Here is a 25460-nt window from a genome sequence, read left to right as displayed (position 1 = left end):
TGTGGAAATTACTGTTTTGTACAACGAACTCGGAAAGAAAGATTTACGTCCGGGATATTATACGCCGCTGACTGTTTTGTGATCGGGCAATCGAGCGCCTGCAGATCGTAAGTAGTAGCGGTGGTTTCCTTTACGGTTGCGGAACAAGTTCCCTTAACTCCACCTTTTCCGGCTCCATAAACACCACCTGCCGTGTCGATATCCAATGCGGATCCGCCTTCGCCTAAAGTGATTCCGCTTGTTTTAGAGAAATCAATATTGTGGATGTTCAAAACAGGGAGGGGGGTCGCCACCGTTTGTGAGATGATGACTCCGCCGACTCCGGTGCGGCAAATCTGCAAATCGGTCAGGACAAAGGCCTGTTCCCCGAGCTTCATGATCGCCGTGTTGATCGCCGGTTGAGGAAGATCCACGGGTTGCGCAGGCCCGGCAGTAGCGGCGGCTACCAAGGCGACTAACGCTGTATTGTCGTTCTTTTTCTCTTCTTCACAATTTGCAACGCCGACGGATAATCCGATCAGCACGAACAGGATCGATACGATTTTAAATTTGTTTTGTTTTGTTTTCAACGGAAAACTCCTATCTATTGTTTGTCGAGTGGAACGTCTCTTCCGATTGTGTTTGTTTTCGGAAAAATCCTGTTCCGCTCAATCTTGAACTCATTTTTCAATTTCTTTTTCCAATTTACTCGATTCTAAATTCGGATCTCAAATTTATAAGCAAACGCGGATTTGATCCGCGCGGTTTCAGAGTGGAAATACGGATTTGTTTTATTTTTTTTGAATCCGTATGAAACTTCCTCAGAAGATGCATAACGTGAATTCTACTTTGAATCATATTTCCTCTCCGTCTCCTATTCAGCACTAACCGATCAAAAAATATTTTTTTCACGGCGTTTCGCATAATGTGAGTTAGGTTAGCTGTTCATTCCCTGATTGATGACGTTGATTCCTTTTTCACAGGTTTATTTTTTTAGGAGCAAGGAAAAAATGAAAATCAAGATCGAGATAATAAATTTCCAAATCGAAAAAACAATTTTGAATCGTTTGAGAAAAAATAAAAAAAAGAATCTCCTTGAAAAGATCGAAACGGTCGTGTGTTAACGGGATTTATTTTTAGGTAAACAATTTGGATGAAATGGAGGGGCTATCACATTTCTGTAATCAAACGTTTGTCTTTGTATAGGGGTTGTGATGCCGGTCATATCCTTGTTGGCTTCCGATTCTTAGAACGTCCAATTGGATTTGTTCTTTTTCAGGTTAAAGATAAAAGTTTCTAACGACTCTAAGTCGAAACTGATTCTTCGTTTTGCGAAAACGACGTTGGAAAGTTCGAGGATGATAGATCGCGAATTAAGAATCGGCTTTGTATTGACTTATTGATAATACCTTGGGCAATCTTGTTTGTTCATTTCTTTCGGTTCGGATCAAAGAAACTCAGGGTTAAAACGCTTTTTAGTTTCGGCCAGCGGATTCAATTTCAAAGCGGTTTTTAAGAAACCCTACGATTTTGAAAGCAGGAGCAGGAAACGGTAGTGTTTTAACGCTTTTCTATAAACGGGAATTTTTTAGGGAAAGTTTCCGTTTTTATTTATAATTCGCCCCGCTCGTTTGGGGAGGATCTTGGTTCTCGGATCTTTCCGATAGAAGGTCCAAAATTCAGTTCTTTGATTGCGTTAGTTTCGTTTCTTAGTATTTTTGGAAGTAAGAACTGAGATTACAGAGAGAACCATGATTCAAAATAAAAAGAATATTTTTTTCAATCAGAATGATCCTACGTATTCGAGAAAGTCAATTCCTCGCGTTGCAAACATCGGTAAAAAGGCGATCGCCCTTTTTATCATTCTTCTTTTCCCCGGAACCTTGTTTTCCTGGGGAACCCATTATCTCGTAATGGATCGTGCCTTGGAACATCCGAGTATGAGTTTTACTTCTCAGGAAGTGGCCGCTGAATCGCTGGAGTCCTTTGTCAAAAAGGAAAAAGATTCTTTAAAAATTCTTTTTGATGAGTTTGCCGAATGGGAGCAAACAAGAGGATCCAAACGTTTTCAGAAAGTGGAATTCCGCCCCGATCACGCGAGCGTTTTAGAATTTTTAAGAGCGGCGCGGCTCAATCCGGCCACAAAGTTTTTAGAGGTGGAAAGAATTCTTCCGAGCATTCCTATGAAACAAGGAAACGTTCCCGCTTCCACGGTTTCTCCTTATCTTTCCGATTTGCCCGATTTGCCTGCGAAATTTATTTCCAGAGCAGGAGGTAGAATGCCGATCCGATCTGTTCTTTATACTTATATCGACGAACCCGATTGGGGAATGGATCACAGTCTCTGGGGAATTTCGGAATATGGATATGGGAAACAACCTTATGGTAAGCCCGAAGGAGAAGGTAGCAAAGCGCCTTTTCATATTCAGTTTCAAAATGAAAACTGGCTTATCTCCATGTTTGCTCCCGAAGTTGTGGAGGGTGGAATGATGTTGGATCGTATCGAATTGTTTTCCCATCTTTCCAAATTAGCGGGGAAAACGGGGCACGAATATTGGAGATACAGATTTGCGGCTTGGGCCTGTCATTATCTCCAGGACATAGGCCAACCTTATCATTCAAAAGCGGTTCCCGACGCGGGCTTTTTTTACTATTTGAAGTTTGTCTTTTCCTCCAAGGATACCAAAAAGGAAATGAAGGCAAAGACCACACAACTCGTAACCAATCGCCATTTTTTATACGAGGACTTCGTTTCCTACGGTTTGATCCAGTTTTACAAAAGTCCGACTCCTGTGACCTCCACTCTGACCGGTTTTTTGACGAAGGAATTCGAGGGTTTTCCGCGGGAATCGTCAAACGGCGATTTGATGAAGTTCGTCGGGAAACGCGCTTCTTCCCACGCGGCGGATATCAACGAATCCATCATCGACACCTTCGGTCCGGAATATACAATGAATCCTGAATATGATTTGGAAAAGGAACTCGGAACCAAGATGAAAGAAATCTTTCCGACCTTGGATCCGAAAAAAGCCGATCATCTTTTGGAAGAGACGGGTCGCGATTTTTCTCTGACCGGCTCGGCAACTCGGGAAATTCTTCATTCTCTCTTAAAGAATTAAACCGTTTTCCGATTTTTAAAAACGAACCCCGAATTCGATCGTCTGATGGACGGGAGGAATACGTTCGCGAACGCTTCCGTTTGTCAGATCGAAACCCTTTCCTACGAATCCGTTGCTCCCTTGTTCGTAAAGGGTTTTGACGATCTCGGAAAATATCCGTTTCATTTTCCGATTTTGGCTCGAACTTAAAAAAGGCTTATAAAAAATCCTTTCCGATTTCGGAATCGGCCAACCGATTTCGGTCAAAAATTATAAGTCTGGTCGAATCCAATTTCTCTTTAGGTTATGATTCTTTTCGAAAAACGAAAGGTTCCGTCCAGGGATTTTTCTACGATTTCGATTCTAATTTGGAGAATGAGGAAATGACTCAGAATGTGAAAGATAACCAGTCGAAAACAAAAACTTTTGAAAATCAAATCTTGGACGCCGTCATCGTGGGAACCGGATTTGCCGGTTTGGGAATGGGCGTACGTCTCAAAGAAAAAGGGATTCATTCGTTCGTGATCTTGGAACAAGCGGACGGTGTGGGCGGAACCTGGAGAGACAACCATTATCCGGGCGCGGCCTGCGACGTTCAATCGCATCTCTATTCTTTCTCCTTTGAAAGAAATCCTAACTGGTCGAGGATGTACGGTCTTCAATCCGAAATTTTAGAATATCTCAATCACTGCACCGATAAATACGATCTCAGATCTCATATTCATTTTAATACTTCCGCAGAGTCGGCGGTCTTTGACGAGAAGGCCGGCTTTTGGAACGTAAGATCGGTGAACGGAAATGTATACAAGGCGAAATCCTTGATCAACGGATCGGGGGGCTTGAGTCGTCCCGTTTTACCGGATGTTCCGGGTTTAAAAAAATTCAAGGGCAAGATGTTTCACTCCGCAAGATGGGATCATTCCTACGATCTCAAAGGCAAAACTGTCGGCGTGATCGGAACCGGCGCGAGCGCGATTCAGATCGTTCCCGCTATACAACCGGTTGTAAAAAAAATAAATCTTTTTCAAAGGACGGCGCCTTGGGTGATCGCAAAACCGGATCGTGCGATCTCCAATTTTGAAAGGTCTCTGTTTCGTTTTTTTCCTCCGGCACAATGGCTTTTCCGTTTTGCAATCTATTGGATGTTGGAATTTAGAGTGATCGCGTTTACGATTTTTCCCGGTTTGATGAAAGTTTTGGAATTTTTTGCCAAGGGTTATCTCAAAAAAAGCGTAAAGGATCCCGTTCTAAGAAAAAAGGTAACTCCGAATTTTACGATCGGTTGTAAGAGGGTTCTGATTTCGAACGAATACTACGACGCATTACAAAAACAGAATGTGGACGTGGTTACGACCGGCATTCGGGAAGTTCGCGAGAATGGAGTGGTTACTCAGGACGGTTTAGAACATCCTCTCGACGTTTTGATTTTGGCGACTGGTTTTCAGGCTGCGGACGCGACGGCTCCTTTTGAAGTGAAAGGTCTCGGCGGTAAGGATTTAAACGAGGTTTGGAAGAACGGCGCCGAAGCTTATCTTGGAACTACTGTTTCAGATTTTCCTAATATGTTTTTGATCGTAGGACCGAATACGGGGCTTGGGCACAGTTCTATGGTTTTGATGATAGAATCCCAGATCAACTATACTCTTCAGTGTATTCTTTCCTTGCGTAAGAAAAAGTTGAAATTTATCAACGTCTTGAAAGAAGCTCAGGATCTTTATAACCGAAAGATTCAAACGAGATTGGAAAAATCGATCTGGAATACGGGCGGTTGTATGAGCTGGTATCGAACCAAAAACGGTAAAAATACTACGCTCTGGCCCGGCTTTACTTTCGAGTTTCGTCTGAAAACGAAGTCGGTGAATATTGCCCATTACGAGATTGCGAAATCCGACGATTCCCTGGAAAGTATCGGTCTTGTTTCCAGAATTGCGATGTTGTTTGGCGGAATCGTGCGTTGATAAAAAGTAGAATCGTCTTTGCGGCGATTCTACTTTGATATTTCCTTATTGTATCTGTTTCGGAATTGCTTTTGATACGTCCTTTGCTAAGTGCATATCCAAAACACGCAATGAAGCGCCGTCGTAAAAACCGACTTCATTCGGAAAGGATTCCGGATTTTGAAACGTACCGAATAAAAAATCGAATACAGGCGTGTTACCGTAATTGGAGGAATGTATTTCCCTTGCGTGATGGTAAGCATGATTTTCAGGACGATGAACCAAAAAACCGAGCCATCTCGGAGTTTTGAGATTTGCGTGCTGAAAAATAGACAAGAAGCTGTGCATCAAAGCGGCGAAAATAACTACGTTAGCCGGAATACCGATAAGAAACACTAAAGCGAAACTCGCTAAAAAAGTGAATCCTATCATATCCGCCAAACTAAAATAGAACGCACCGTAGACGTCGAAACTTTCAGCGGAATGGTGCATCTGGTGAAAGAATCTCCACAAAGGAGAAAACGTATGCATACTTCGATGCCAGACGTATTGCGAGAATTCATACGAGAAAAACGCGATCGGTAAAGTGATCCAGCCGGATAATGCGGTGAGATCTAATAAAGAATGATCGGAAAGCCATGAGTCCCATAATAACGGAGCGTAAACGGATATGGCGAGATAACAGATTGTTGAAATGACGCCGCGAATTTCCCAGAATCTCGTATGAGGATAATCTTTTGCTTTGAATACTTTTTCAACCAAAGCGAAAGAAATAAAAAAAGCTACGATAAGCCATATATACCAAAGATCCATTGTGATACTCCATGTGGATTGTTAAAGTAAGTCTTGTCACTATCAACAGGTAGAAGAAGTTTCACTTGCAAAAAGGGTTTTGTTTCATTCTTTGTGAAGAGGCTTTGATTCCGTCGGGGAGAATCTTGGCTACTTGGAGATCGAAAGAATTTCGTCTTCGTTAAAAATCATAGTGCCGTTTTGTGTGAAGATTACGATCTTTCCGGTATCGGATTGGATTTTACCTTTAAAAAATCTTCCGTCTTTCAATCGTACTATCCAACCCGCCTCGGTATGAACCTTCTTTTCGTCGTTAAAAAAAGAGGCGATGCTGGCTTCGGTTTGCCGGTGATCCTTTAAGTTCCAATGATTTAGATTCTGCCTAAGACGATCCAGGTGTTTTATCTCTAAATGAATCTTTCTGGACTTGGGAGCGTTTCCTTCCAGTTCGATCGTATCTCCCGGTGATAGAAGATCCTTTGGATTTTTCTCGTTATGAAAGTCGAGACCGACGTATTGTGATTCGACGGATCCTTCTATCAACGTAAAGTATACTTTTGAATTTCGAACTTCCGAAAGAACGACGGTTCCAGTCAATTGAACGTTCCAAGACGCGATTTGAAATTTTGTTCCAGTGCGTTTTGAAAGGGTTTCCTTTAGATAGATTTTTCCCTTTTGAAGTTCTACGATCAAATCGGAAAACTCTGAACCTGAGGCGTTTAAAATAATCTCCGTATTCGGAAATAAGAATATGGAAGTCGGTCCGTATGCGGAGGCAAATTTGACGCTGCATCTTTTGTCCTGTTCCCCGATTCTCCAAACTCGATCGCTCGTAGAACTGAAAGAACAATCACTTTCCATAAGTTGAATTCGTTTATCAACGACGTTAGGCAAATTCGAGGTCTGATAGAATCCGGCGACAAAAAGCGAAAAAATTACTCCGAAAGCAGCGCTCAAAATCCAAATCAATTGATCTTGGAAAAAAAGGGAACGCGGCCGTTTTCGCGTTTGTTTAGCTGAACGAACGATACTTTGGATCGGATGAAAGAAAAGACTCGGAGTTGATTTTGCCGTGTATTTTCGAAAGGAAGAATATTCCGTATAAGCGGCGTATTTTTGAATTTCATCCGGATTCTCGATAAAGTATTTTTCGGAATCCTTATCGACGGGGGAATCCAACGGAGACAAGGATTCTTCGAAGATTTTTTTCTCTAAATACTTTCTAAAAATTTCCGGCTTCATGTTTAAACTTACGAGTATGTCAGCAGTTCTAAAATATTTTCCTCTCGAAGAGGTCTAAAAACATGATACCCTTGAATCAATTCTACTCCGACCGATAAAAGGTAAAGGAATTGTTTTTGGTTTTCAACTCCTTCCGCGATTACTTTCAAATCCATATTTCCGCCGATGTCGATTATGGAATTTACGATCAGCCTGTCCAAAGTGTTTTCCGTAACACCCTTGATAAACGCCTTATCGATCTTAACGTATTCGACCGGAAAAGATTTTAAGAGAATAAAAGAAGAATAACCTGTTCCAAAATCGTCTAGAGAAAAAGTGATCCCGAGACTGTGAAGTACACTCAAGGTATGTCTGCTGATTTCATGATCGATTATTTCCGAATTTTCGGTGATTTCGATTACGATTCTTGAAAGTAGAATTCGCCAATCCGCAGAAAAAGTTTTCGCCGAATCGATGATCGATTTTGAAAATTCTATATTGCCGAGCTCTTCCGGTGAAATATTGATCGCGATCTTGGTGTGAAAATTGCCTCTTTGAATCAAAGTGTTAATTAATCTGAGCGCATCCAAAAAGGACCGTCTACCGAGCTCCATCAGAGTGTCGATATCCATCCGTTTGTTCATAAATTCGTTAGGAAACAGGATTCTATTTCCGATTTTCATCCGGGCCAAAGATTCTATCAGTGCGATTTCTCCGGTTCGAAGATCTATAATCGGCTGATATTCGTAAAACAACGTTTGATCCGAGCTTTCTTTTCCGAGAAAAAAAGAAGAGAGCGGCGAAGGTCTATCGATTGAAAGCAAATTCATCCGATCAAAGTTCATCTTACCTCGGATCGGATTGTTTTCCAAAATCAGCCGCGAACGTTCCAGAGATTCTCGAATACCGGATTCTTCGTTGGAGTTTACAGCGGAGATTCCCATCGAAACAATGAAGGAAATTTCCTTCGTCCCGATCTCGTGTTTTGCGGAGAATATTCTTCCAAGATCGTCTTTGATTTTTTCGATTTGATTCTTATCTTCTAAAAAGTTAAAAAGAAAAACGAACGTCCCTTCCGTAAAGGAGGAATAGACGATATTTTTGGAGTCGCAGAATTTTTCAAGACAGGCGCCGACTAAAAGAATCGTCAAATCCTCTTCGCATTCTTCCGAAGTCCAAAGTCGGAGAAAAAACGTATATAAGTTTTTATCATTCTGCAAAATTAAGGATTTTGAATGTACTTGTTCGGAGATGGAATTCGGGTCGTATCGAAGGTCTTTGCGGATGAGAAAAACGGGGATATTCTTTTGAACACGGTGTATGGTATGAAAAAATTCCTCGGATCGAAACGCGTTATAGATTTTTTTGATCGCTATCGTTTCAAAAACTACGGTTCCTTGAGAGTCGGTCTTAAATCTGGAAAACCTTTTATAGGTTCCTTCTCCGTTTGTGATCGTTAAAATTTTATTCGAAAAAAAGAGAGAGGGAATTTTTTCCTCGGTTGTAAGGGAAATATTGGAAAGAAGAATGTCGCCTTGTTTGGTCGAAAGGTAATGTCGGTTCCGGCTCTTATTCGTTTTTAATCCAAGGAAAACTTGGATCAATCCGGAAGAAAGCGGAAACAGATCTAAACGCCGGAAAGAACTTTCGAAGTTTTCGCGAGATAGTTTCCCGTTTAAGACGATGTTCCCCTTTTTGTCTTTGCTGAGAATTTGAAGAATGTTGCCTTCGAAACGATCGAGCGCAATAAATCGGTGGATCGATCGATAAAGATTAAAAAAGTCATCGGCAAAATCCGCGTCTTCCTTTTCAAAGGTGGATTCTTTCGAAGCCGAGGGGTTGTTTGAGAAGGGATCTTTCCAGAAATAAGTTTTACGATTTATTTTTTGTTTATGATCCCATACGATTAAATCGGACTCATTCCTACCGGTATAAACTTCAAAATCACTTTCGAAAACGATTTCATTCTGATTTTCATCCAATGTTAGAAAACCACCGAGGGCGATCCAGCGACTGGACAAAAAGATCGCTTTTTGCCGTTTCTGATTTTTTTTAAATCGAAGAAGATCGATCTCTTTGCCCGAAAGATCCAAAAGGAAAAAATCGATTCCGTTTTTAATTCTTAGGGAAGAATCGATTCGGATTCTGTAATGTCGATACTCGCTCCAAGAAAGGACTTCCTTCGACTCATCGGTATCGATACATAAATTCGAATCGGTTTCTGAATATTGGTTTTGCATCGTATATCGGGCAGGCCAGAGATATGAACCTAATGAAAGCGTCGCAAAAGCCAAGTATTAAATAGTCGGGGAGAATGAACCCCAATGATGCGCGGATTAAACCGGGTGAAATACGGAATGAACGCTATCGAATGGGGAATGTAAGACTGCGATTTTCAAATCTTCTTATTTTTTTCTCAATGCTTGTATAAAGCACAGTTTGGAACATGGTTTCAATGGGAAAAAATAAAACATTATTTTTCTTGTTATCCGATTATAGAGGTCTTCTTCTTTTAAGCTGCGTTTTTTGTTCGCTCTTGGGTTATGGTCTTTATATTCCCGTAACCCATCCTTTGGATACATATTCTAAAATAAGAATATTCGCTATCGTTTTTATTCTATATTCCCAGTATTTAGGTGTTTGTCTTTTTTGCAGACGATTATTGATTGAAAAAACTCAAGCGGATTTGGATTTCCAAACCGAACCGACGATTCGTTTACCGAAAGAAAAGAAAGGTTTTATCGGTTCACAAGTTTATAATCTAAGAATGACTCCGCATTTCTTGTTTAATTCCCTGATGACTTTAAGAATCCGCATGGAGAACGATAGCGAAGGAGCTATCGATTATTTGGATAGTCTTGCAAATATGCTTCGATATTCTTTTCGATTTGCAGGGGAGGATCGTGTCTCGCTTCGTGAGGAGCTGGATTTTACCCTTTCGTATTTCGATCTCGTCAAAACCAAAGCGAAGGCTCCTTTTCGTATCATTCTTAGAAAGGAAGTGGACGTCGAAATCGGCGAAGTGTATATCCCGCCGTTTTTGATCCAGACACTCGTAGAAAATTCCGTAAAACACGCGGTTCTGAAATCGAAAGAATCGATCTTGATCGAAGTGGAAATCGGTAAAACCCATTCCGATCATATTCGGATTGTCGTAAAGGACAACGGTCCCGGAGCCGCGATTGTCGACGACTTTACGAAGGGAACTTTTTTTTACCTAAGAAGAAGACTGAACGAGATTTGTTTGGACGCGGAATTGAGAATTCATAGCGAGATCGGAAACGGCTTTAAGACGGAAATTTCATTTTATAACGAGTCCTCCGTAAGAGAAAGGAAGGAAAGTGTTTATTAGAGGAATATGATGCGTTGTCTGTATTCAATGAATTAGTAGTATTTAAGTTTCTGTTTTCCAAGCAGGAATCCGTGTATCTGACGTTTTATTCGTAGCAGTCCATGGTCCATAAAAGCGGTGAACCGAACGGTGCGACTCAAGTCAAAAAATGAAAATACCGATCATAGAGTTTTTAGCTTTCGAATCTGAGATGGAATCGGAATATTTTATCTTAAGGAAACCGCGCCCCTTTGAGCGATTAAAATTTCCATTGAAATTGGATCTGTGCGTTTGTTTCGGCTGTCGAATGTAAACGATCAGCAACGATAGGAAAACTGAAGGACGGAAGAACGCTGAAACCGGAGTCTTTTTGATTTGTCGAAATCGGTCTCCAGGTCCATAGATCGAAAAGATTGATCATATAAAATAAGGAAGTAAGAATCAATAAGGACCGATTGTTATTTTTATGCTCGTAGTAGGCTTCGTAACTGAAATCCGCGCCTAATAAACCCAATTCTTCTCCGAATAAAATACTACGCTCGTTGAACTCCCTCTGTTTATTGAGTTCTTTTTTTCCCCTTTCATATTCGTATTGGGAAGCCATTGCTGAAACTAACGTGGAAAACAACAAGAGTGTTCCTGTGAATTTTCGTCCCGTCCGGATTTGGTATAAACCTGGAACAATAAAATCGTAAAGTTTGATATTGTAATGTTTAAAATACTCTTTGTTTTCGTGTTGAACGTCTTTCGAGTTGTATACGATTTTTGAAATTATCGAATTGGAGATCGAAATTGTTTTCGAGTTTGAGATCAGGATAGTTTTGTTTGATCCGATCTCAGAAAGAATCCCTGATTCTTTTTTGCCTTGTTCGAGGAATACGTCGACCTTATATCCGCCGACTACATTCTTAAATTTCTTTTTATCGAAAGGGAACGTATATTCTAAGGATTCGATATCTTTAAAGTCTACGATGAATAGATCCGATTTATTCTTATCATAAAACGTGAATTTCCCTTCGGATTCGGAATGTATCAAGATACGATTGTAAAACTCGGGATCGGATTTCGTTTTGAGAATCGTTCGTATCCCGCTGAAGCCGATTTCGATGCTGACGATCTGATTCGAAAGAATTTCCCTAATTCCGTAAGCGTTCGAAACTCGAACGCTGCGCTCTTTGTATTCGACAACCTTGCCGATCAAGGTCGTATGATCTTTCAATAGAATCGTATCGGCAAATGATTCTCGACAAAAGAAAATAAAACAGAGCGAAGTCGTTTGAATCAGAATTCGGAAAATGGGATTCACGGCCCCTTTGGTCGATTGGATCTTCAGAGAAATCGAAACGATCTCCTTTGTGAATAGTCTTATTTTAAGGACCGGTTACACAACGAACATAGTGTAAGCCTGTCTTTAGGTCATCGTCGCTTCCACCTTCTCTAAAATCCACAATCATCGCCCTGTTACGTCCGCCGGAACCATCCGGAGAAGGGTGGGTAGTCGAAGTCCAATAATACGAGTCGCTCGCGCTCGGAGTGTTGGGAAACGAGCCGGTGCTGATGGAAGGCGCTTCGAATGCAAAGTTTAGGATCGTATAAATTTCCTTGATGTTCGGAAGCCTCCAGACAAGCCCCCCCGTTGTTAGGGTGTTGCAGTAATTCAGCGCCGCACTCCAAGTGCTCGTAGTCGGCGTTCCGGTGCAGGGGGCAGTCGTCGTTTGTCCCATACTACACTGAGTCCAGGTCAAACCAGTGGACGTATCGACGATCGTTCCCGGAGTTCCTCCCGGGTTGAAAGGCCCGATCGAAAATCCCGCGGTGGCAGCCCAAAAAAGAAAACCCAAAACGATTAATGATTTTATTTTATTCATATTTCCTCACTCACTCGTAACGCAATAATGATACATTGCTGAAGATTTGTCTACGTTCTGGGTTTTTCCGGCGTATATATTTACTTTAAAGGCCTTGTCCTTGTTTGCACTCGAAGCGCGAACCGTGGAAGACCAGTAGTTCGTGTTCCCATCAATGGTATTAGGAAAGAAGGCAGGGTTGATCAAGTAGTCATCTCCAAAGTAAGAATAGTCGAAGAGGGATTGAATCTCCTTGATCGTCGGTAATCTCCAACCTTTTTTACCCGCATAACCGGCTCCGGAATTCAGATTGTTATAGTCACGGCATCTTTGAACCGCCTGTCCCCAGGTTGCGGTTAACGCACCGTAGGTGCTCGCACTTCCGGTTCCGGTGCAGTTGCTGCCGTTCCAAACCTGACCGTTTACGCAGGAGGCCCAGGTTTTGTTCGTCAATCCGTGAAAGGTAATCGGATCGTTGAGGTAACCGGAGTTTAAACTCGGTCCAACAAAGGTGGCGGAAGGCGCCTGCCCTATGATCGAAGCATCCATTCCGCTACCAACACATGTAACGGGATTTCCGGCAGTATCCCAGCAACCGGTTTGGCCTGTATCGGATAGAGGATAGTCGGAAAGTTCCGCAAGAGTTCCGCTCGTAGCCGAATAGCTCGCATTCAGAGCATTTCCAGCGAGGTCTCTCAAACTCGTGTTCGACAATGTCCAGCGAAAAGAAAAGTTATCGGGCAAAGGAGAGAGCCTAATTGTCAAATGTGTGCTTGAAACCCAAGTGTGAGTAAAACTGAAACCGGGAATTGCAACAAAGGTGCTGGTTGCAATTCTATCTTCTATGGTCAGAGCAGGCGTTAAACTAGTGTCCATAGCTTCGCTGAAATACAAGTCGATTGCAAATGTCAGAAGTGGTTGAAATCCGGACGAGCCGTTGATCGGGGTAAAGGAAGTAATCGTGGGCTGCGTAGTGTCCGGAACGGCCGCAATGGTTGCTATCGCCTTTTCGTTTGCAAAGGACGACGGTAACGTTGCAATCAAGGCCGCAATAGGTAGAACTTCGACGTCACTCGATCCGATTGCCGCCTTGGTCGCAAGGCCTTTGGTTCCGGGAGTATTTGATACGCTTAGGACGGTTGCATTGGAAGAGGTCCAATCTACGCTCTCCGTAACTTCCGAATTCATAACTCCGTTGATATAATGATAGGCTCGAAACTGAATCGTGCCTCCTATGTATTCGTTCGGCGTCGTACTTGGTTCTATTACGATACTGTGAACGGAAGCGGCAGATACGGCAGGCGTATGCGGCGGCGATGGAGAATCCGTTGCTGCCGTGTTTTCTTTGTCTCGAAGTAGAGAAAAAAGCAACATGCCGCCTTTGGGATCGTCCATGAGGCAGAATTGAAAGAGAAAAGTGATGCAAAAAATCAACGTTACTCTTGCAAATCGAAACTTGGATACTCTTCCGAGTATTTTGATCGGTGAATTTTCGTTTTTTGTTTTGTAATTGTTGTGATCCACCAAAATCCTCCGGAAATAGTTATATTAATAAAGCATAATATAACTTGTAAATTTATTTGTATTCGACGTGAAACGTTTCAGAAAATTACGAGATTAAAAGTAATATTTGACCGCTTTTTAGGCGAAAGAAGGAGCGGTTTTAACGCGGGAATGAAACATAAAAATTAGGGAATGAAATTCGGAATCTTTTTTTGAAAGCTCGGTTCTGTATATAAAGCGATTTGTTGGTTTATAAATGGGCTACAACCTCGTTCATTTTTTTTGAGTCATTTTTGCCCTAAGGAATGAAAGGGGGGAAACGGGGAATGAAACTCGGGCTTGTTTTATTAAACGAATAGACAATCTGTTCGATTTAATAAATCTAGAACAGAGATCTTCTAAAGACGAAACGTTAGGGCAAATCGTAATGGGGAAACTTTATAAAACTGTGATTGTCGAAGATGATTCCGCAGTAAATGCATTTATAAAAAGAGAAGTCGAGAACCACGGTAAATTCGAGGTCGTGGGATCTTTTGACAATGGCTCGGAAACTTTGCTTTTTTTATCCGAGAATAAGGTCGATCTTTTGCTTCTTGATATCGAACTTCCGGATACTAACGGATTCGACCTTCTTAAGGAATTGAACGAACCCCCGGAAACGATTTCCGTTACCGGTCACGAAGAAAATGCAAAAGTGGCTTTCGATTACGGAAATCTTGACTACGTTACGAAACCGATCATTCCGGAAAGATTGGTAAAGGCGTTAGACAGGGCCTATAATAAGATTTCATCGGTTCGAGAAACTTCCATTCACGATTATGGAACCAAATTTAAAGGTGTTGATCGTAATGTATTTGTTACATTTTCCAACATCGTCTACATTTCCTCCAACGGAAAACATTCGGTTCTTCATACCGTAGACGACGGAATCGAAGTGATCGGAACTCTTAAGGATATCGAACCCAGGCTGTCTTTCGGAAAATTTAGAAGAGTCCATAAGCAATATATAATCAATATGGAATATTTGGCGCATATAGAATATTTTAGCGGCGGTTCTCACGTGGCTTATATGAAGGACGAGGAGAAAAGTCAGGTGCCAGTCAGTCGTGTTTACCTTTCCGGGATTTAGATTCGGATTGAAGAGTCTTCTTTGAGGAATAGGACGCCTTCTTAAGGAACGACGGAATTTGTTTCTATTAGTTTTTATGATAAGATATTAAGAGTCGATTTTGAACGAGGTTTTTTGGACAACGAGGAAATTCAATTCTTATAACTATCAAACTTTTGAAGTGAATCTTGTTATTTAAGTTACTGAATCCGAAGAATTTCGGGTTTATAATTTGTCTAAGAAAATCTCCGGAGAATTCGGATTTTGGATCCATAGAAGTTTCACATTTGGGGAAATGCGAAACTTCTATGGATACCAACTCTTTCTCTTTTACGGAGCCGGAACTCGGATCGGGATATTACTATTCTATTTCGTTTTTGTTCTCTTAGCTAAAAATTTTCATTCAAAGCTTCTCCATTTTGGTATCTGCTGTTGTTGTGGTGAATAGCGGCAGACTTTTTTCCTTTTTTGGGATAATCCAAAGATAAAAATTCGCTCCTTCTCTTTGGAAACTGATTTTCGAATTCGCCCGGGTCTCCGACCTTGACTTTAGATATCCCCAAATGCAGCCAGAATACTTTTCCACAACGAAAGCCAGATCCTCCGTCGATTATCTACTTAGAACCGTTCATCAACACCATGTGCAACTGAGTCTCATGGCGGATCAAAAGGCGAATATCTTGATCGCCGCGTCCTTTGTGATTCTTTCTTTAGCGCTCGGATTTCTTCAGCGTGGAACATACGTAACCGGAATGATCATCTTGATGGCTTTTATCGCGGTCGCTGCATCTTTGGCGATTTTTGCGGTGATGCCGTTTTCAAATCAGTCAAAAGTAAAAAGAAAAAATCCGCTGTTTTTCGGCGATTTTGCGAACGACGACGAAGAAACTTTTTTTAAGAATATGGAGTCTTCTTTGGAAACGGACGCCTCTCTCTACAAAGCGATCTCTTTTGACATCTATCAGATGGGAAGGAGTATCTACTTTACGAAATATCGATTTATTCGGTGGAGTTATCGGTTCTTTCTTGCCGGATTTTTTATCGGAGGCACGTTGATCGTCTTTGAAAGTGTAGGATGGATTCCTTCTCTCATACGTTAAAATATAAGAATCGAGTTTCGCATTAAAAAAAATAAAGTTAATGAGAAATTCAGGAGGATTAGTCTTACGAAATATTCAGGCGATTATCCTTTTTTCCATTAAGAAGTTTTGATATTCTTCCCAATAACGATCTTCAAAGGGAAGCCATCTTTGTTCGTCTATCAGTGAATTGAAGTCTTTAAAAGAGGCAAATTCCGACCAGATTTCCCGAAAGACGTTAGTCAGAAGTTTACGATAGAACGGTTTGTCCCAGTGGATTTTTTTATTCTTCTGTTTAAAAATCGGAAGCGCTTCTTCGGGAAGATACCATCGGTCTTTGCTTTTCGAATTTCGGTTGAGTACTAAGTAACGGATTTTTTCACCGGCTTGCACTTCGATACCCAATTCTTTGAGATGGAGAAGGGAAAGAGAAGCGGCTCCGTGTACTTCGTATTCTTCCAGATCCTTCGAAGTCGATCTTCGAACTAAAAGTTCTTCCAGAGAAACTTGTTCGGATCTGAGTTGGTAATCATAACGGTCGAAAATTTGCAAAATTTCCTTCTCGGAGTCGATCAATTCCCGAATCGTGACTTTTCCCCGCATCCACTCCAACATTTCCTTTTGAGCGTTTCTGATAAAAATAGGAATGTCTTTTCTTCTCGAACCGATTCCTCTGCACTTTAAGTTTCCCGAAGCAAATCTGCCCATATACCGATTGGCGACGGGCATCTTTGGATCCTGACTCGAAGAAGGAAATAAAAGCCATGTATAAATTCCGTCCACGTCGATTTTAACCGAAGTTTTCGCGGTGATTTCGGCGCAGAGAGAACTCAATTCGTCTTGTGAGAAAGAGGAAGAATCCTCTTTGCGTATAAAAAGACTGTCAGTGATCGCATGAAGAAAAACATAACCTCTTTCTTCCGAAATTTCTTTTGCGGTTAGAAGTTTTTCCCTCGCAAATGCGTTTACGCTTTCATGACTTTCCAGTCTGCCGAACTTCGCGTTTCTATAACCGAGATATCCGAAGGAAGTTACGAGCATCCACTTTAAGCTGGATTGTTTGAGTCCGCATTCTAAAAGTTTCCTTTGATCGTTAGTATTCTTTACCACATATTTATAATATTCTCTCCGCTCTAAAACGTGTTTTAAAGCCTCGGAAACGATCCCGTCTCGTCGATTGCAGATTTTGTATCCTAATCCGGGAACGACCGGGGTTGTAGGATCGTTTTCGCAGCAGGAACAGTTCACACATTCGGGAGAGATGTTGTGAAGAACCATAATACTCGGATACATCTGTGCAAAGTCGAGTTGTGCTACGTTCTCCGCCGTCATTCCGAACGTAATATCCGGTTGGAATACAAGTCCGCCTTTGTCCGCTTCTAAAAGTTGAAGAGCCGTCTTTGGAGATTCGATCGCGCTTTTTTGCCAAGGAACTAGATAACCTCTTCTCAACGCCACGTCGGTTTCAATTGCGGTCAGGGCCTTTCCAGTCGAAGCTCTCGCCATCTTTTGAATCGGAAGTCGAGAGAGCCTTGCCAATTCGACAATTCCCAAAAGATCGGCTTCCTTGTGAACAAAGCTGTTTTCGGAGTCGATATGCCAGCGTCCAAAAAGAGGGTAGGAAGGCGCGCGGAATACGATCGTACCGTATGTGTTAAAACTCGTACCTTTGGTCTGAATGTTTCTTCGGATGGGACTAACGCCGTCTCTATCAAAGGCAGGAAAAATTTTAAACTTTTGAGCTTGTGAAAAAAGATATGGAAAGATGATCTGATCTCCGTATGAGGAAAGTATAATATCGGGATCTTCCTGTTTGAGGAGTCGATCGATCCGATATAAAAGTTCCTTGGGATCGGAACCGGGAAATTCCCAGGAGTTGTCGGCGTTTTTGAAGATGAGAGAATTTTTTTTCATCTCGATTCTATGACTCTGAGAAAGTGTCATAGAAAGAATTTTGAACTTAGGAACTTCATAGTCCAAGTTTTCGATTTTATCCAGAGTTTGTATCTCTTGGATTTTTTTACCGTCTTTTTTTTCCGTGTAAGAGAGTTTTAATTTGCACAAAGGGAATAATTTTTTTTCCACGAGATAACTCGTCGGCACTTCGATGTCCGAATGAAAGATATCGAATTTTCCGTAGAGTGCGTAGAGTTTTCGCGAAACCTTCGACAAAACGGAAGGACGCGAGATCGTAAGTTTTAAAACGGGAACCGTTTGGTTTTCGTAGAAGAGTATTTTTTCTTCGTAAACCGGAATGTCCGCGAGCGCTTTGAGTTCGTAGAGTCTTTGTACCAGTTTTTTGAGGATGGATTCTTCTCCTCTGGCATAGATGACGGGTTGATAAAAATCGTAAAAAAGGGAGGATTCTCCATTTTTATCCAGAACCCACAGATGGATCTTATCTTCTATATGATAAATATCGAATAGAGTTCCTTCGATCCAGTGTAGTTCAGCCATCTCCTTTTAATACCTTGGTCGTATTCAGTTCCTGTTTTAGTTTTTGTATTTCTTTTTTAAGATCGATCATCATGGTTAGAAGCATCGTATCGATCGGATAAGGAGCCGATGCCATAACTCCGGCCTGCACTTGTAACTTCGCAGTTCGTATCAAATCGTCAAAAACTTCTTGATCCGGTTTACGAAGCCCGCGTCGAAACTCGAGAAGCCCCGATTCTACCTGTTGCATTTGTCTCGAATACGGCGTGACGGTTCTGCCCATAAACTTCCTCTAAATCTCCGTATTTTCTTCAAAGGATTCGATCGAAGGAGGAGACTTTTTTCTTACTTTGAGATAGGAGAGTTGATTTTCGATTTTAAGTTCCCAGAGATCCGAAGAGGCGGCCGCCAATTTTGGAAAGAAATTTTGAAAAGTAGGGTGTTTGTATTTCATAGATTCGATCACAAGAATCGGAATATCCAAAGAATGAATTTTTTCCAGGATCAAGAGCATCTTATCCAACAAAAATCTTCCTTCTTCCTCCTGAACGTCTCCGTCGAAAAATTGTTTGCAAGGAGCCAAAAGAAAGTAGATCGTATCCGGCGATCTTTTTGTCGCGACGGCTTTTAACGCATCCAAGATCTGATACGGTGTAAACGCCCTTTGAACTAAAATATTTTCGAGCAAGGATTCGGGAGGAATCCGTCTCCTTCTCGTTTCTTCCGTGATTACGAACGGATTAAAACGAATCGCACAATCGAGATTGAAAACTTTAAAACCCGAAACCGCAAAAACGTATTCCCATTGAAGCGCGAGACGATAAATTCCGGACATTCCCGTAAGCATACTCAAACCCTTTCGATTCCAGGAAAGAACCGGTTGATAGAGGTTTGCACTGGAAGGCGGAAGTGCTGTCGTTTCCAAAAACATAAATACTATTCTAATGATAAGTATAAATTTGTAAAGCAAAATGTAGGATAAAGAAAATGATAATTCGAAAATATGTCTTATAAGTTCGGAATCTTTGTTTTACTGCGGAATTCAGAATGCGAACAGAACCTTTTTCTCCCGTTAGGATCGAATTGATGATTTTTTCAGGACTTCGCCGTCTTTTTGTTTTGAATCGATTTCAAACGGTTGAGTTTTTTAAAAAACCTTTTGTACTAAAAACGGAGAATGAAGAGAATATAATAAAAACAGAATATATTTTAAAATCCTTGGACCGAAAGTTGAGTTCTCTTTTTTGCGAAACTTCTATCTTGTTCTCCTTTCTTTGGGATAAAATTTGTTGATCCGAAAGCGATTCTCAAAAATAATCTTGTTTCTCGATTCGGAATTTTTATCCTGATTTGGGCCCTTTGAGCGGTAATATAAATGAAACTAAATCGCTTGAGAATGAAACAGATTCGATACGCTTTTGCCGAAGTGATAACACGTCTGCAAAGGCGCGGACTTTTGTTTACGGGATTTTTGATTCTTATCCTCGCGATTTCTTCGCTCCGTTCCGAAGCTGAAAATTCGCGACCTTTAAAAAAAATCAAACTGCAGCTAAAATGGAGACATCAGTTTCAATTCGCAGGTTACTACGCCGCGATTGAAAAAGGATTTTATCGTGATCAGGGATTCGAAGTCGAGGTTTTAGAATCCAACTTCAACGAAGAACCGATCAATCAAGTCTTAAACGGCAACGCGGATTACGGAGTGGGGACCACCGACCTTCTCCTGATGAGGGAACAAAAAAAACCGGTGATCGCTCTTGCTGCGATCTTTCAACATTCTCCTTTGTCCCTGCTGGTTAGAAAAGATTCCGAGATACGAACTCTTCATGAGTTGGTAGGAAAGACTGTGATGATCGAACCTCATTCCGCGGAGCTCTTTGCTTATTTCGAAAGAGAGGGGATCAACGCGAGCAAAATTTTTGTCCAACCGCATTCTTTTCATATCGAAGATCTAAAGGACGGGAAGGTTTCCGCAATTTCGGTTTATCTCAGCGACGAACCCTTTGCTTTGGAAAAAAATAGAATTCCTTATCTTATCTTTTCACCAAGAGCGGCGGGGATCGATTTTTACAGCGACATTCTTTTTACCACGGAAAAAAGAATCGAAGACTTTCCGGAAGAAGTAGAAACGTTTCGAAGCGCGAGTATGAAAGGTTGGGAATACGCAAAGAAGAATCCGGAAGAAATCGTTCAACTCATTTATCATAAATACAGCAAACGTCATTCTATCGAACACCTTCGTTTTGAAGCAGAGAAGATGAAAATTCTTCAACCCGATATCGTAGAAATCGGTCACATGAATTTGTATCGTTGGAAACATATCGCCGAAATTTATGAAGAACAAGGAATGCTCAAACCGGGTCTGGATCTGGAATCTTTTGTTTACGATCCGAATCCGAAAACATACCCAGGTTGGTTGTATGGAACTCTTTTCGGGATACTTTTGTTTTCGATCGTCGTCGTTCTGATCGCTTCTTACATCGGTTATCTCAACCGAAATCTTAAAATCAGCGAAACAAAGTCGAGGGAAGCGAATCGGACAAAGGACAAATTTTTAGCGATCATTTCTCATGATCTTCGAGGTCCGATCGGAACCATTCATCTTTTGTTTCAAGACGTGATCCGAAGTCCGGACGATCTGAATCATGAAACCCTTGAACAGGTTCGTTCTTCGATTCACAAAACGTATCGACTTTTGCAAGACCTTCTTTTTTGGGCTGAAAATCAAAAAGGGGAGATCAAAATTCAGAGGGAACATTTTTCGATCCGCAAATCCATCGAAGATACAAAAGAACTTCTTTTTAACCAAGCCTTACAAAAAGAGATTCAACTCATTTTAGAACCCGGCAAAGATTTTTTGGCGTTTGCGGATCCTTCCATGATTCAACTCGTTTTGAGAAATTTGATCGGAAACGCGATTAAGTTTACGGAATCCGGAGGGTCGATCACGATTCAATTGGAAGAATCGGAGGATTCTACTCTGATTTCGGTGATCGATACAGGGATCGGAATTTCGGAATCTCATCGAGTTCGACTTTTTAGTTTGGATGAAAGGTTCTCCTCTTCCGGCACAAAGAATGAACCGGGTTCCGGTCTTGGTTTGATTATTTGTAAAGAATTTATTGAAAAGAACAACGGGAAGATCGGAGTCGAAAGTGAATGGGGGAAAGGAAGCCGCGTTTGGTTTTCGATTCCAAAGGGAAAATCAGTTTCCGCCGAAAATCTTAAAACAAAAAATTCTTAAGAATTTTGTTTTCATAGATTCGATTTTGTCGTTGTTCCGACAAAGAGATTCTTTTTCGAAAAAGAATTGTCGGGACTGAAAGTTTGTTTCCGAGAAAAAAACTTTTTTGATCTCCGAATGTAAATCAGGACTTTTCGAAAATCTAAAAATGTAGGAACTCTCACGTTTTTGTATGATGGAGAAGGCTTGGAAATCCGCAAAAAAAGGATGAGACGTAATTTGTGGGAACTCTCACGTTTTTTGTATGATGGAGAAGGCTTGGAAGTCCGCAAAAAAAGGATGAGACGTAATCTGTGGGAACTCTCACGTTTTTGTATGATGGAGAAGGCTTGGAAATCCGCAAAGAAAAGGATGAGACGTAATTCGTAGGAACTCTCACATTTTTGGATGATGGAGAAGGCTTGGAAATCCCACAAAGAAAAGGATGAGACGTAATTTGTAGGAACTCTCACGTTTTTGTATGATCGAGAAGGCTTGGAAATCCCACAAAAAAGAAAGTCCGGAAACGTCCTGAAACGGGCCTAAACTAAAAAAAGACGCCCGAGGATGAGCGCCTTTTTTTAGTTCTCAAGCGAAGAGAAAAGTTTTTTCAATCCAGACGGAATCGATCCATAGGAAATTTTTGGGTCACTTCTTTGACTCCACCCTTTACTTTGGTTCGATTCTTCTCGTCGTTCGGATTGTCGAGAAAATCGCAGATCAGATTTCCAACAACTTCGATGTCCGCCGGTTTGAGCCCGCGAGTCGTAAGAGCCGGAGTTCCCAGGCGAATTCCCGAAGCGACTGCCGGAGGATTCTTATCAAAAGGAATTGCGTTTTTGTTTACGGTGACTCCGACTTCATCCAGTCCGTCTGCGGCTTGTGCGCCGGTAAGTCCTTTTACGGAAACGTCCAGGAGAACGAGGTGATTGTCGGTTCCTCCGCTCACGACACGATACCCGCGTTTTACGAAAACCTCGGCGAGAGTTTTAGCATTTTCTAATACGGTTTCGATATAGGTTTTGTATTCGGGTTGAAGCGCTTCTTTGAAGGCCACGGCTTTTGCCGCGATGACGTGCATCAGAGGTCCGCCTTGGATTCCGGGAAAAACGCGAGAGTTGAGTACTTTCTCATTTTCTAATGTAGAAAGAATGAGTCCGCCTCTCGGTCCTCTTAGAGTTTTATGAGTCGTAGTCGTAACATAGTCGAAGAGACCGACGGGAGAAGGATGATATCCGGTGGAAACGAGTCCCGAGATATGGGCGATGTCTGCCATGAGTTTGGCTCCGACTTCTTTTGCGATCTCGGCGAACTTTGCGAAGTCGATGATTCTCGCGTAAGCGGAAGCGCCGGCAACGATCAACTTCGGTTTGTGTTCTCTCGCGAGTTTTGCGATTTCATCGTAGTCGATCGTTTCCGTTTTTGGATCCACTCCGTACGGAATCGGTTTGTAATAACGGCCGCTGATATTCACGGGAGAACCGTGGGTCAAGTGACCGCCGTGTGCGAGATTCATTCCGAGGAAAGAATCTCCGGGTTCTAAACAAGCCAAGAAGACTGCCATATTTGCTTGGGCGCCCGAGTGCGGCTGCACATTTGCGTATTCCGCGCCGAAGAGTTTTTTGGCTCTTTCAATGGCGAGAGTTTCGACCGCGTCTGCATTGACACATCCGTTGTAGTATCTTTTTCCCGGATATCCTTCCGCGTATTTATTGGTGAGAGTGGAAGTGTAAGCTTCCAGAACCGGTCTGGAAACAAAATTCTCAGAGGCGATCATTTCCAGGTTATTTTCCTGTCTTTCGTCCTCTTTTTTGATCGCTGCATAGATTTCTGGATCTGCTTTCGGAAGAAACTGCATCGTGGCCTTCTTTTCTAACGGATTAATGAAGTAGAATGGAACCCGATCAGTCTCTGAGGATGAAATCCATCCTCGAATACTTGTTCTCGAGGAGCGTTTTTGCTTCTCGGAGAATCAATTTTGTAAATCGGAGATCCTTCTCTGTGTCCATTCTGGAAAGGCCCAGGGATTCGGCAAATACATGAGATAGGTCTTGGCCAAATTTTAGGGTCGAAAAATGTTCGGGAAGGGCGGTCACAAAGTCAGAGTGTTTTCGATTCTTCCTGTATTCCGGTTCTTCGGGAGGATGTTTGAGAAGTCCTGAAACTCTTTCTATAAGGGATGGTTTTAGGATCAACGTCCCGTGATGAACGACGGCTCCTCTTTTTCGGAATTGTGCGTTTCCGGAGATTTTTTTTTCCAATCCTTGATCGATCACCGCGAGATCCGATTTTCCTCGGAAAGAAGCGTCTAACGTTTGTTTTTTTAGGGATGCGATGACAAGGCTCAAAAAATAATCGTAGGACTCTTTTACCTTGTAGAGTTCCGGTTTTACATCCAAGGAAATGAAGAATGTGAAGTTGAGATTCTCTTCCGGATGATGAACCACGGTTCCGCCGCCGCTGGCCCTTCTTACGATCGCCGGAGAAGAATTTTTTCGAAAAATCTTTTTGTTTTTGAGAAGGGATTCTTTTCCCGCATTCTTCTCCGATTCTAAGAATGGATTGAGAATTTCCGGTAAGACCGTTTCTTCCGGTTTTTCCGAAAGTCCCACTACGATGGAGAATGGGTTTTTCCAAATTCGAAGCCCGGCTCCGTATCCGGATGAGACGAGATGAAGTCCGATCGCCTCTTCGATGGCAAGGTTGTAGGAGGCAGTTCGTTCCGAGTTTTGGAAAAAGGAAAAAGTTCTCATTGTCTTGTCTTTGCAGTTTGTGAGGTTTCTCTTTTTTTGCAATCGGTTTGTGATTGGGAGCGGGGAGTTCCTACTTTTCTCGAAGTCGTAAAACGGGGAGTTCCTACTTTTTCGAAGTTGCAAAACGGGGAGTTCCTACTTTTTCGAAGTTGCAAAACGGGGAGTTCCTACTTTTTCGAAGTTGCAAAACGGGGAGTTCCTACTTTTTCGAAGTTGCAAGGCGAACTTGTCTTTTCGACAAAATTCCTATTCTTCGTTCATAAAGATTCTCTTTTCGAATTCTTTTTGTTTTTGAAAAATAAAAGAATCAAACCCGCAAGTGTAACTACGAGGCCGAATATTGCCGGTTTGAGGATGGAAGCGCCCGATGCACCTCCATAGAAGATACTCCAAGTTATTTTTAAGAATGGGATCAGAACGAGGATTCCCAGACCGGCCCAGAGATTCTTTTTCCAAAAAGCAAAAGATAAAACGAAAAGTAAAGCCGGAGGAAAAAAACTCAAAAGAATCTTTTCAAAATTCCATTCTCCTTGAAGCCAAGAAAGTTCAAACGATAGAAATTCTTTTACGGAAGGTCCGACTTGGTCCGGGATCGGAAACCAAAACATACTCGTGAGAAGCAAAAAAAAGGTAAGCGAGATCCCTCCGAAACTCCTGAGATAAGAAAAATAACAAAGAGGGATGAGGAAGATCGGTCTGATATACCAGCTCAGAAGATTTTGATGTCTTAAAAAGGCCCAGTTTAAAAAAGGTTTATGAAAGGATAAGAGAAAAAAGGTTCCAAAAAAGAGGAATGCAAAAAAGATTCCAAATTCTAAATCGTATTTTTTCAATTTCTTCATGAGTCCTCTTTTTTGAAGTAGAGATAAGTCTTTAGTCCCGAAAGCTGATTCGAATCGATTTTTTTCTAACTGGTCGACATCTTCTATCCGGATGATGTTTTGTTAGAGTTCCTACTTTTCTCGAAGTTGCAAAACGGAGGAGTTCCTACTTTTCTCGAAGTCGTAAAACGGAGGAGTTCCTACTTTTCTCGAAGTCGTAAAACGGAGGAGTTCCTACTTTTCTCGAAGTTGCAAAACGGAGGAGTTCCTACTTTTCTCGAAGTTGCAAAACGGAGGAGTTCCTACTTTTCTCGAAGTTGCAAAACGGAGGA

The 25460-nt window shown here is 41.8% G+C and carries 20 protein-coding genes; 6 read left to right on the top strand and 14 right to left on the bottom strand.

Translation table 11 applies throughout. The annotated features are described in order from the left end of the window. Positions 1-8: 8 nt before the first annotated feature. Entirely contained in the window at positions 9-569 is a 561-nt protein-coding gene (locus JWG44_RS09865; RefSeq protein WP_205274788.1) for a hypothetical protein, read from the bottom strand. Between the two features lie 1161 nt (positions 570-1730). Here JWG44_RS09865 and JWG44_RS09860 point away from each other — a divergent pair. Next, a complete protein-coding gene (locus JWG44_RS09860; RefSeq protein WP_332460785.1) occupies positions 1731-3098 on the top strand; it encodes a phospholipase C/P1 nuclease family protein in 1368 nt (455 codons plus the stop codon). Between the two features lie 15 nt (positions 3099-3113). Here the strand turns inward: JWG44_RS09860 and JWG44_RS09855 are convergent, their stop codons facing one another. Then, on the bottom strand, positions 3114-3263 hold the full coding sequence (locus JWG44_RS09855) for a hypothetical protein (protein WP_205274787.1): 150 nt from the start codon (positions 3261-3263) through the stop codon (positions 3114-3116). A gap of 197 nt (positions 3264-3460) precedes the next feature. Between JWG44_RS09855 and JWG44_RS09850 the strand changes: the two genes are divergently transcribed. Beyond that, positions 3461-5035, top strand: a complete 1575-nt coding sequence (locus JWG44_RS09850) for a flavin-containing monooxygenase (RefSeq protein ID WP_205274786.1) — start codon at positions 3461-3463, stop codon at positions 5033-5035. 45 nt (positions 5036-5080) lie between these two features. Here JWG44_RS09850 and JWG44_RS09845 read toward each other — a convergent pair whose 3' ends face one another. From JWG44_RS09845 to JWG44_RS09835, 3 genes are all read right to left on the bottom strand, one after another. Further along, complete coding sequence (locus JWG44_RS09845) at positions 5081-5827, bottom strand: sterol desaturase family protein (RefSeq protein ID WP_205274785.1); 747 nt, start codon at positions 5825-5827, stop codon at positions 5081-5083. Between the two features lie 129 nt (positions 5828-5956). Then, positions 5957-7048, bottom strand: a complete 1092-nt coding sequence (locus JWG44_RS09840) for a hypothetical protein (protein ID WP_205274784.1) — start codon at positions 7046-7048, stop codon at positions 5957-5959. Between the two features lie 8 nt (positions 7049-7056). Next, on the bottom strand, positions 7057-9267 hold the full coding sequence (locus JWG44_RS09835) for an EAL domain-containing protein (protein WP_205274783.1): 2211 nt from the start codon (positions 9265-9267) through the stop codon (positions 7057-7059). Positions 9268-9482: 215 nt separating this feature from the next. Here JWG44_RS09835 and JWG44_RS09830 point away from each other — a divergent pair, with 215 nt between their 5' ends. Further along, positions 9483-10379 carry a sensor histidine kinase gene (locus JWG44_RS09830; RefSeq protein WP_205274782.1) on the top strand — a complete coding sequence of 299 codons (897 nt, stop codon included), beginning with the start codon at positions 9483-9485 and terminating at the stop codon, positions 10377-10379. A gap of 238 nt (positions 10380-10617) precedes the next feature. Here the strand turns inward: JWG44_RS09830 and JWG44_RS09825 are convergent, their stop codons facing one another. The 3 genes from JWG44_RS09825 to JWG44_RS09815 all read right to left on the bottom strand — a co-directional run bounded on the left by JWG44_RS09825 (position 10618) and on the right by JWG44_RS09815 (position 13600). Then, positions 10618-11664 (bottom strand): LB_137 family protein, encoded by a 1047-nt coding sequence (locus JWG44_RS09825; protein ID WP_205274781.1) that lies wholly within the window; start codon positions 11662-11664, stop codon positions 10618-10620. A 64-nt stretch (positions 11665-11728) separates the two neighbouring features. Then, positions 11729-12226 (bottom strand): Lcl C-terminal domain-containing protein, encoded by a 498-nt coding sequence (locus JWG44_RS09820; RefSeq protein WP_205274780.1) that lies wholly within the window; start codon positions 12224-12226, stop codon positions 11729-11731. A 6-nt stretch (positions 12227-12232) separates the two neighbouring features. Then, positions 12233-13600 (bottom strand): Lcl domain-containing protein, encoded by a 1368-nt coding sequence (locus JWG44_RS09815; protein WP_205274779.1) that lies wholly within the window; start codon positions 13598-13600, stop codon positions 12233-12235. 535 nt (positions 13601-14135) lie between these two features. On the opposite strand from JWG44_RS09815, the gene JWG44_RS09810 reads away from it, so the two are divergent. Further along, entirely contained in the window at positions 14136-14837 is a 702-nt protein-coding gene (locus JWG44_RS09810) for a LytR/AlgR family response regulator transcription factor (RefSeq protein ID WP_205274778.1), read from the top strand. Between the two features lie 542 nt (positions 14838-15379). Continuing rightward, positions 15380-15916, top strand: a complete 537-nt coding sequence (locus tag JWG44_RS09805; protein ID WP_232371581.1) for a Pycsar system effector family protein — start codon at positions 15380-15382, stop codon at positions 15914-15916. A 75-nt stretch (positions 15917-15991) separates the two neighbouring features. Here JWG44_RS09805 and JWG44_RS09800 read toward each other — a convergent pair whose 3' ends face one another. From JWG44_RS09800 to JWG44_RS09790, 3 genes are read right to left on the bottom strand one after another with little or no spacing between them, the layout of a single operon-like run. Next, on the bottom strand, positions 15992-18352 hold the full coding sequence (locus JWG44_RS09800; protein WP_205274777.1) for a DNA polymerase domain-containing protein: 2361 nt from the start codon (positions 18350-18352) through the stop codon (positions 15992-15994). Beyond that, entirely contained in the window at positions 18345-18614 is a 270-nt protein-coding gene (locus tag JWG44_RS09795; RefSeq protein ID WP_205274776.1) for a hypothetical protein, read from the bottom strand. Before JWG44_RS09795 ends, JWG44_RS09800 begins: the two co-directional genes overlap by 8 nt. A gap of 9 nt (positions 18615-18623) precedes the next feature. Next, positions 18624-19262 (bottom strand): P-loop NTPase family protein, encoded by a 639-nt coding sequence (locus tag JWG44_RS09790; protein WP_205274775.1) that lies wholly within the window; start codon positions 19260-19262, stop codon positions 18624-18626. Positions 19263-19706: 444 nt separating this feature from the next. On the opposite strand from JWG44_RS09790, the gene JWG44_RS09785 reads away from it, so the two are divergent. Then, entirely contained in the window at positions 19707-21575 is a 1869-nt protein-coding gene (locus JWG44_RS09785) for an ABC transporter substrate-binding protein (RefSeq protein ID WP_205274774.1), read from the top strand. A 589-nt stretch (positions 21576-22164) separates the two neighbouring features. On the opposite strand, the gene glyA is transcribed toward JWG44_RS09785, so the two are convergent. From glyA to JWG44_RS09770, 3 genes are all read right to left on the bottom strand, one after another. Continuing rightward, the gene (gene glyA, locus JWG44_RS09780) at positions 22165-23412 is read right to left on the bottom strand and encodes a serine hydroxymethyltransferase (RefSeq protein WP_205274773.1); all 1248 of its coding nucleotides are present in this window, start codon (positions 23410-23412) and stop codon (positions 22165-22167) included. 46 nt (positions 23413-23458) lie between these two features. Beyond that, positions 23459-24307: a lipoate--protein ligase family protein gene (locus JWG44_RS09775; RefSeq protein ID WP_205274772.1), complete on the bottom strand. Its 849-nt coding sequence runs from the start codon at positions 24305-24307 to the stop codon at positions 23459-23461. Positions 24308-24564: 257 nt separating this feature from the next. Further along, a complete protein-coding gene (locus JWG44_RS09770; protein WP_205274771.1) occupies positions 24565-25149 on the bottom strand; it encodes a hypothetical protein in 585 nt (194 codons plus the stop codon). Positions 25150-25460 lie beyond the last annotated feature (311 nt).

The sequence above is a fragment of the Leptospira ainazelensis genome (genome assembly GCF_016918785.1).
Classification (GTDB): Bacteria; Spirochaetota; Leptospiria; order Leptospirales; family Leptospiraceae; genus Leptospira; species Leptospira ainazelensis.
This window is presented reverse-complemented; position numbering and strand designations above follow the sequence as displayed.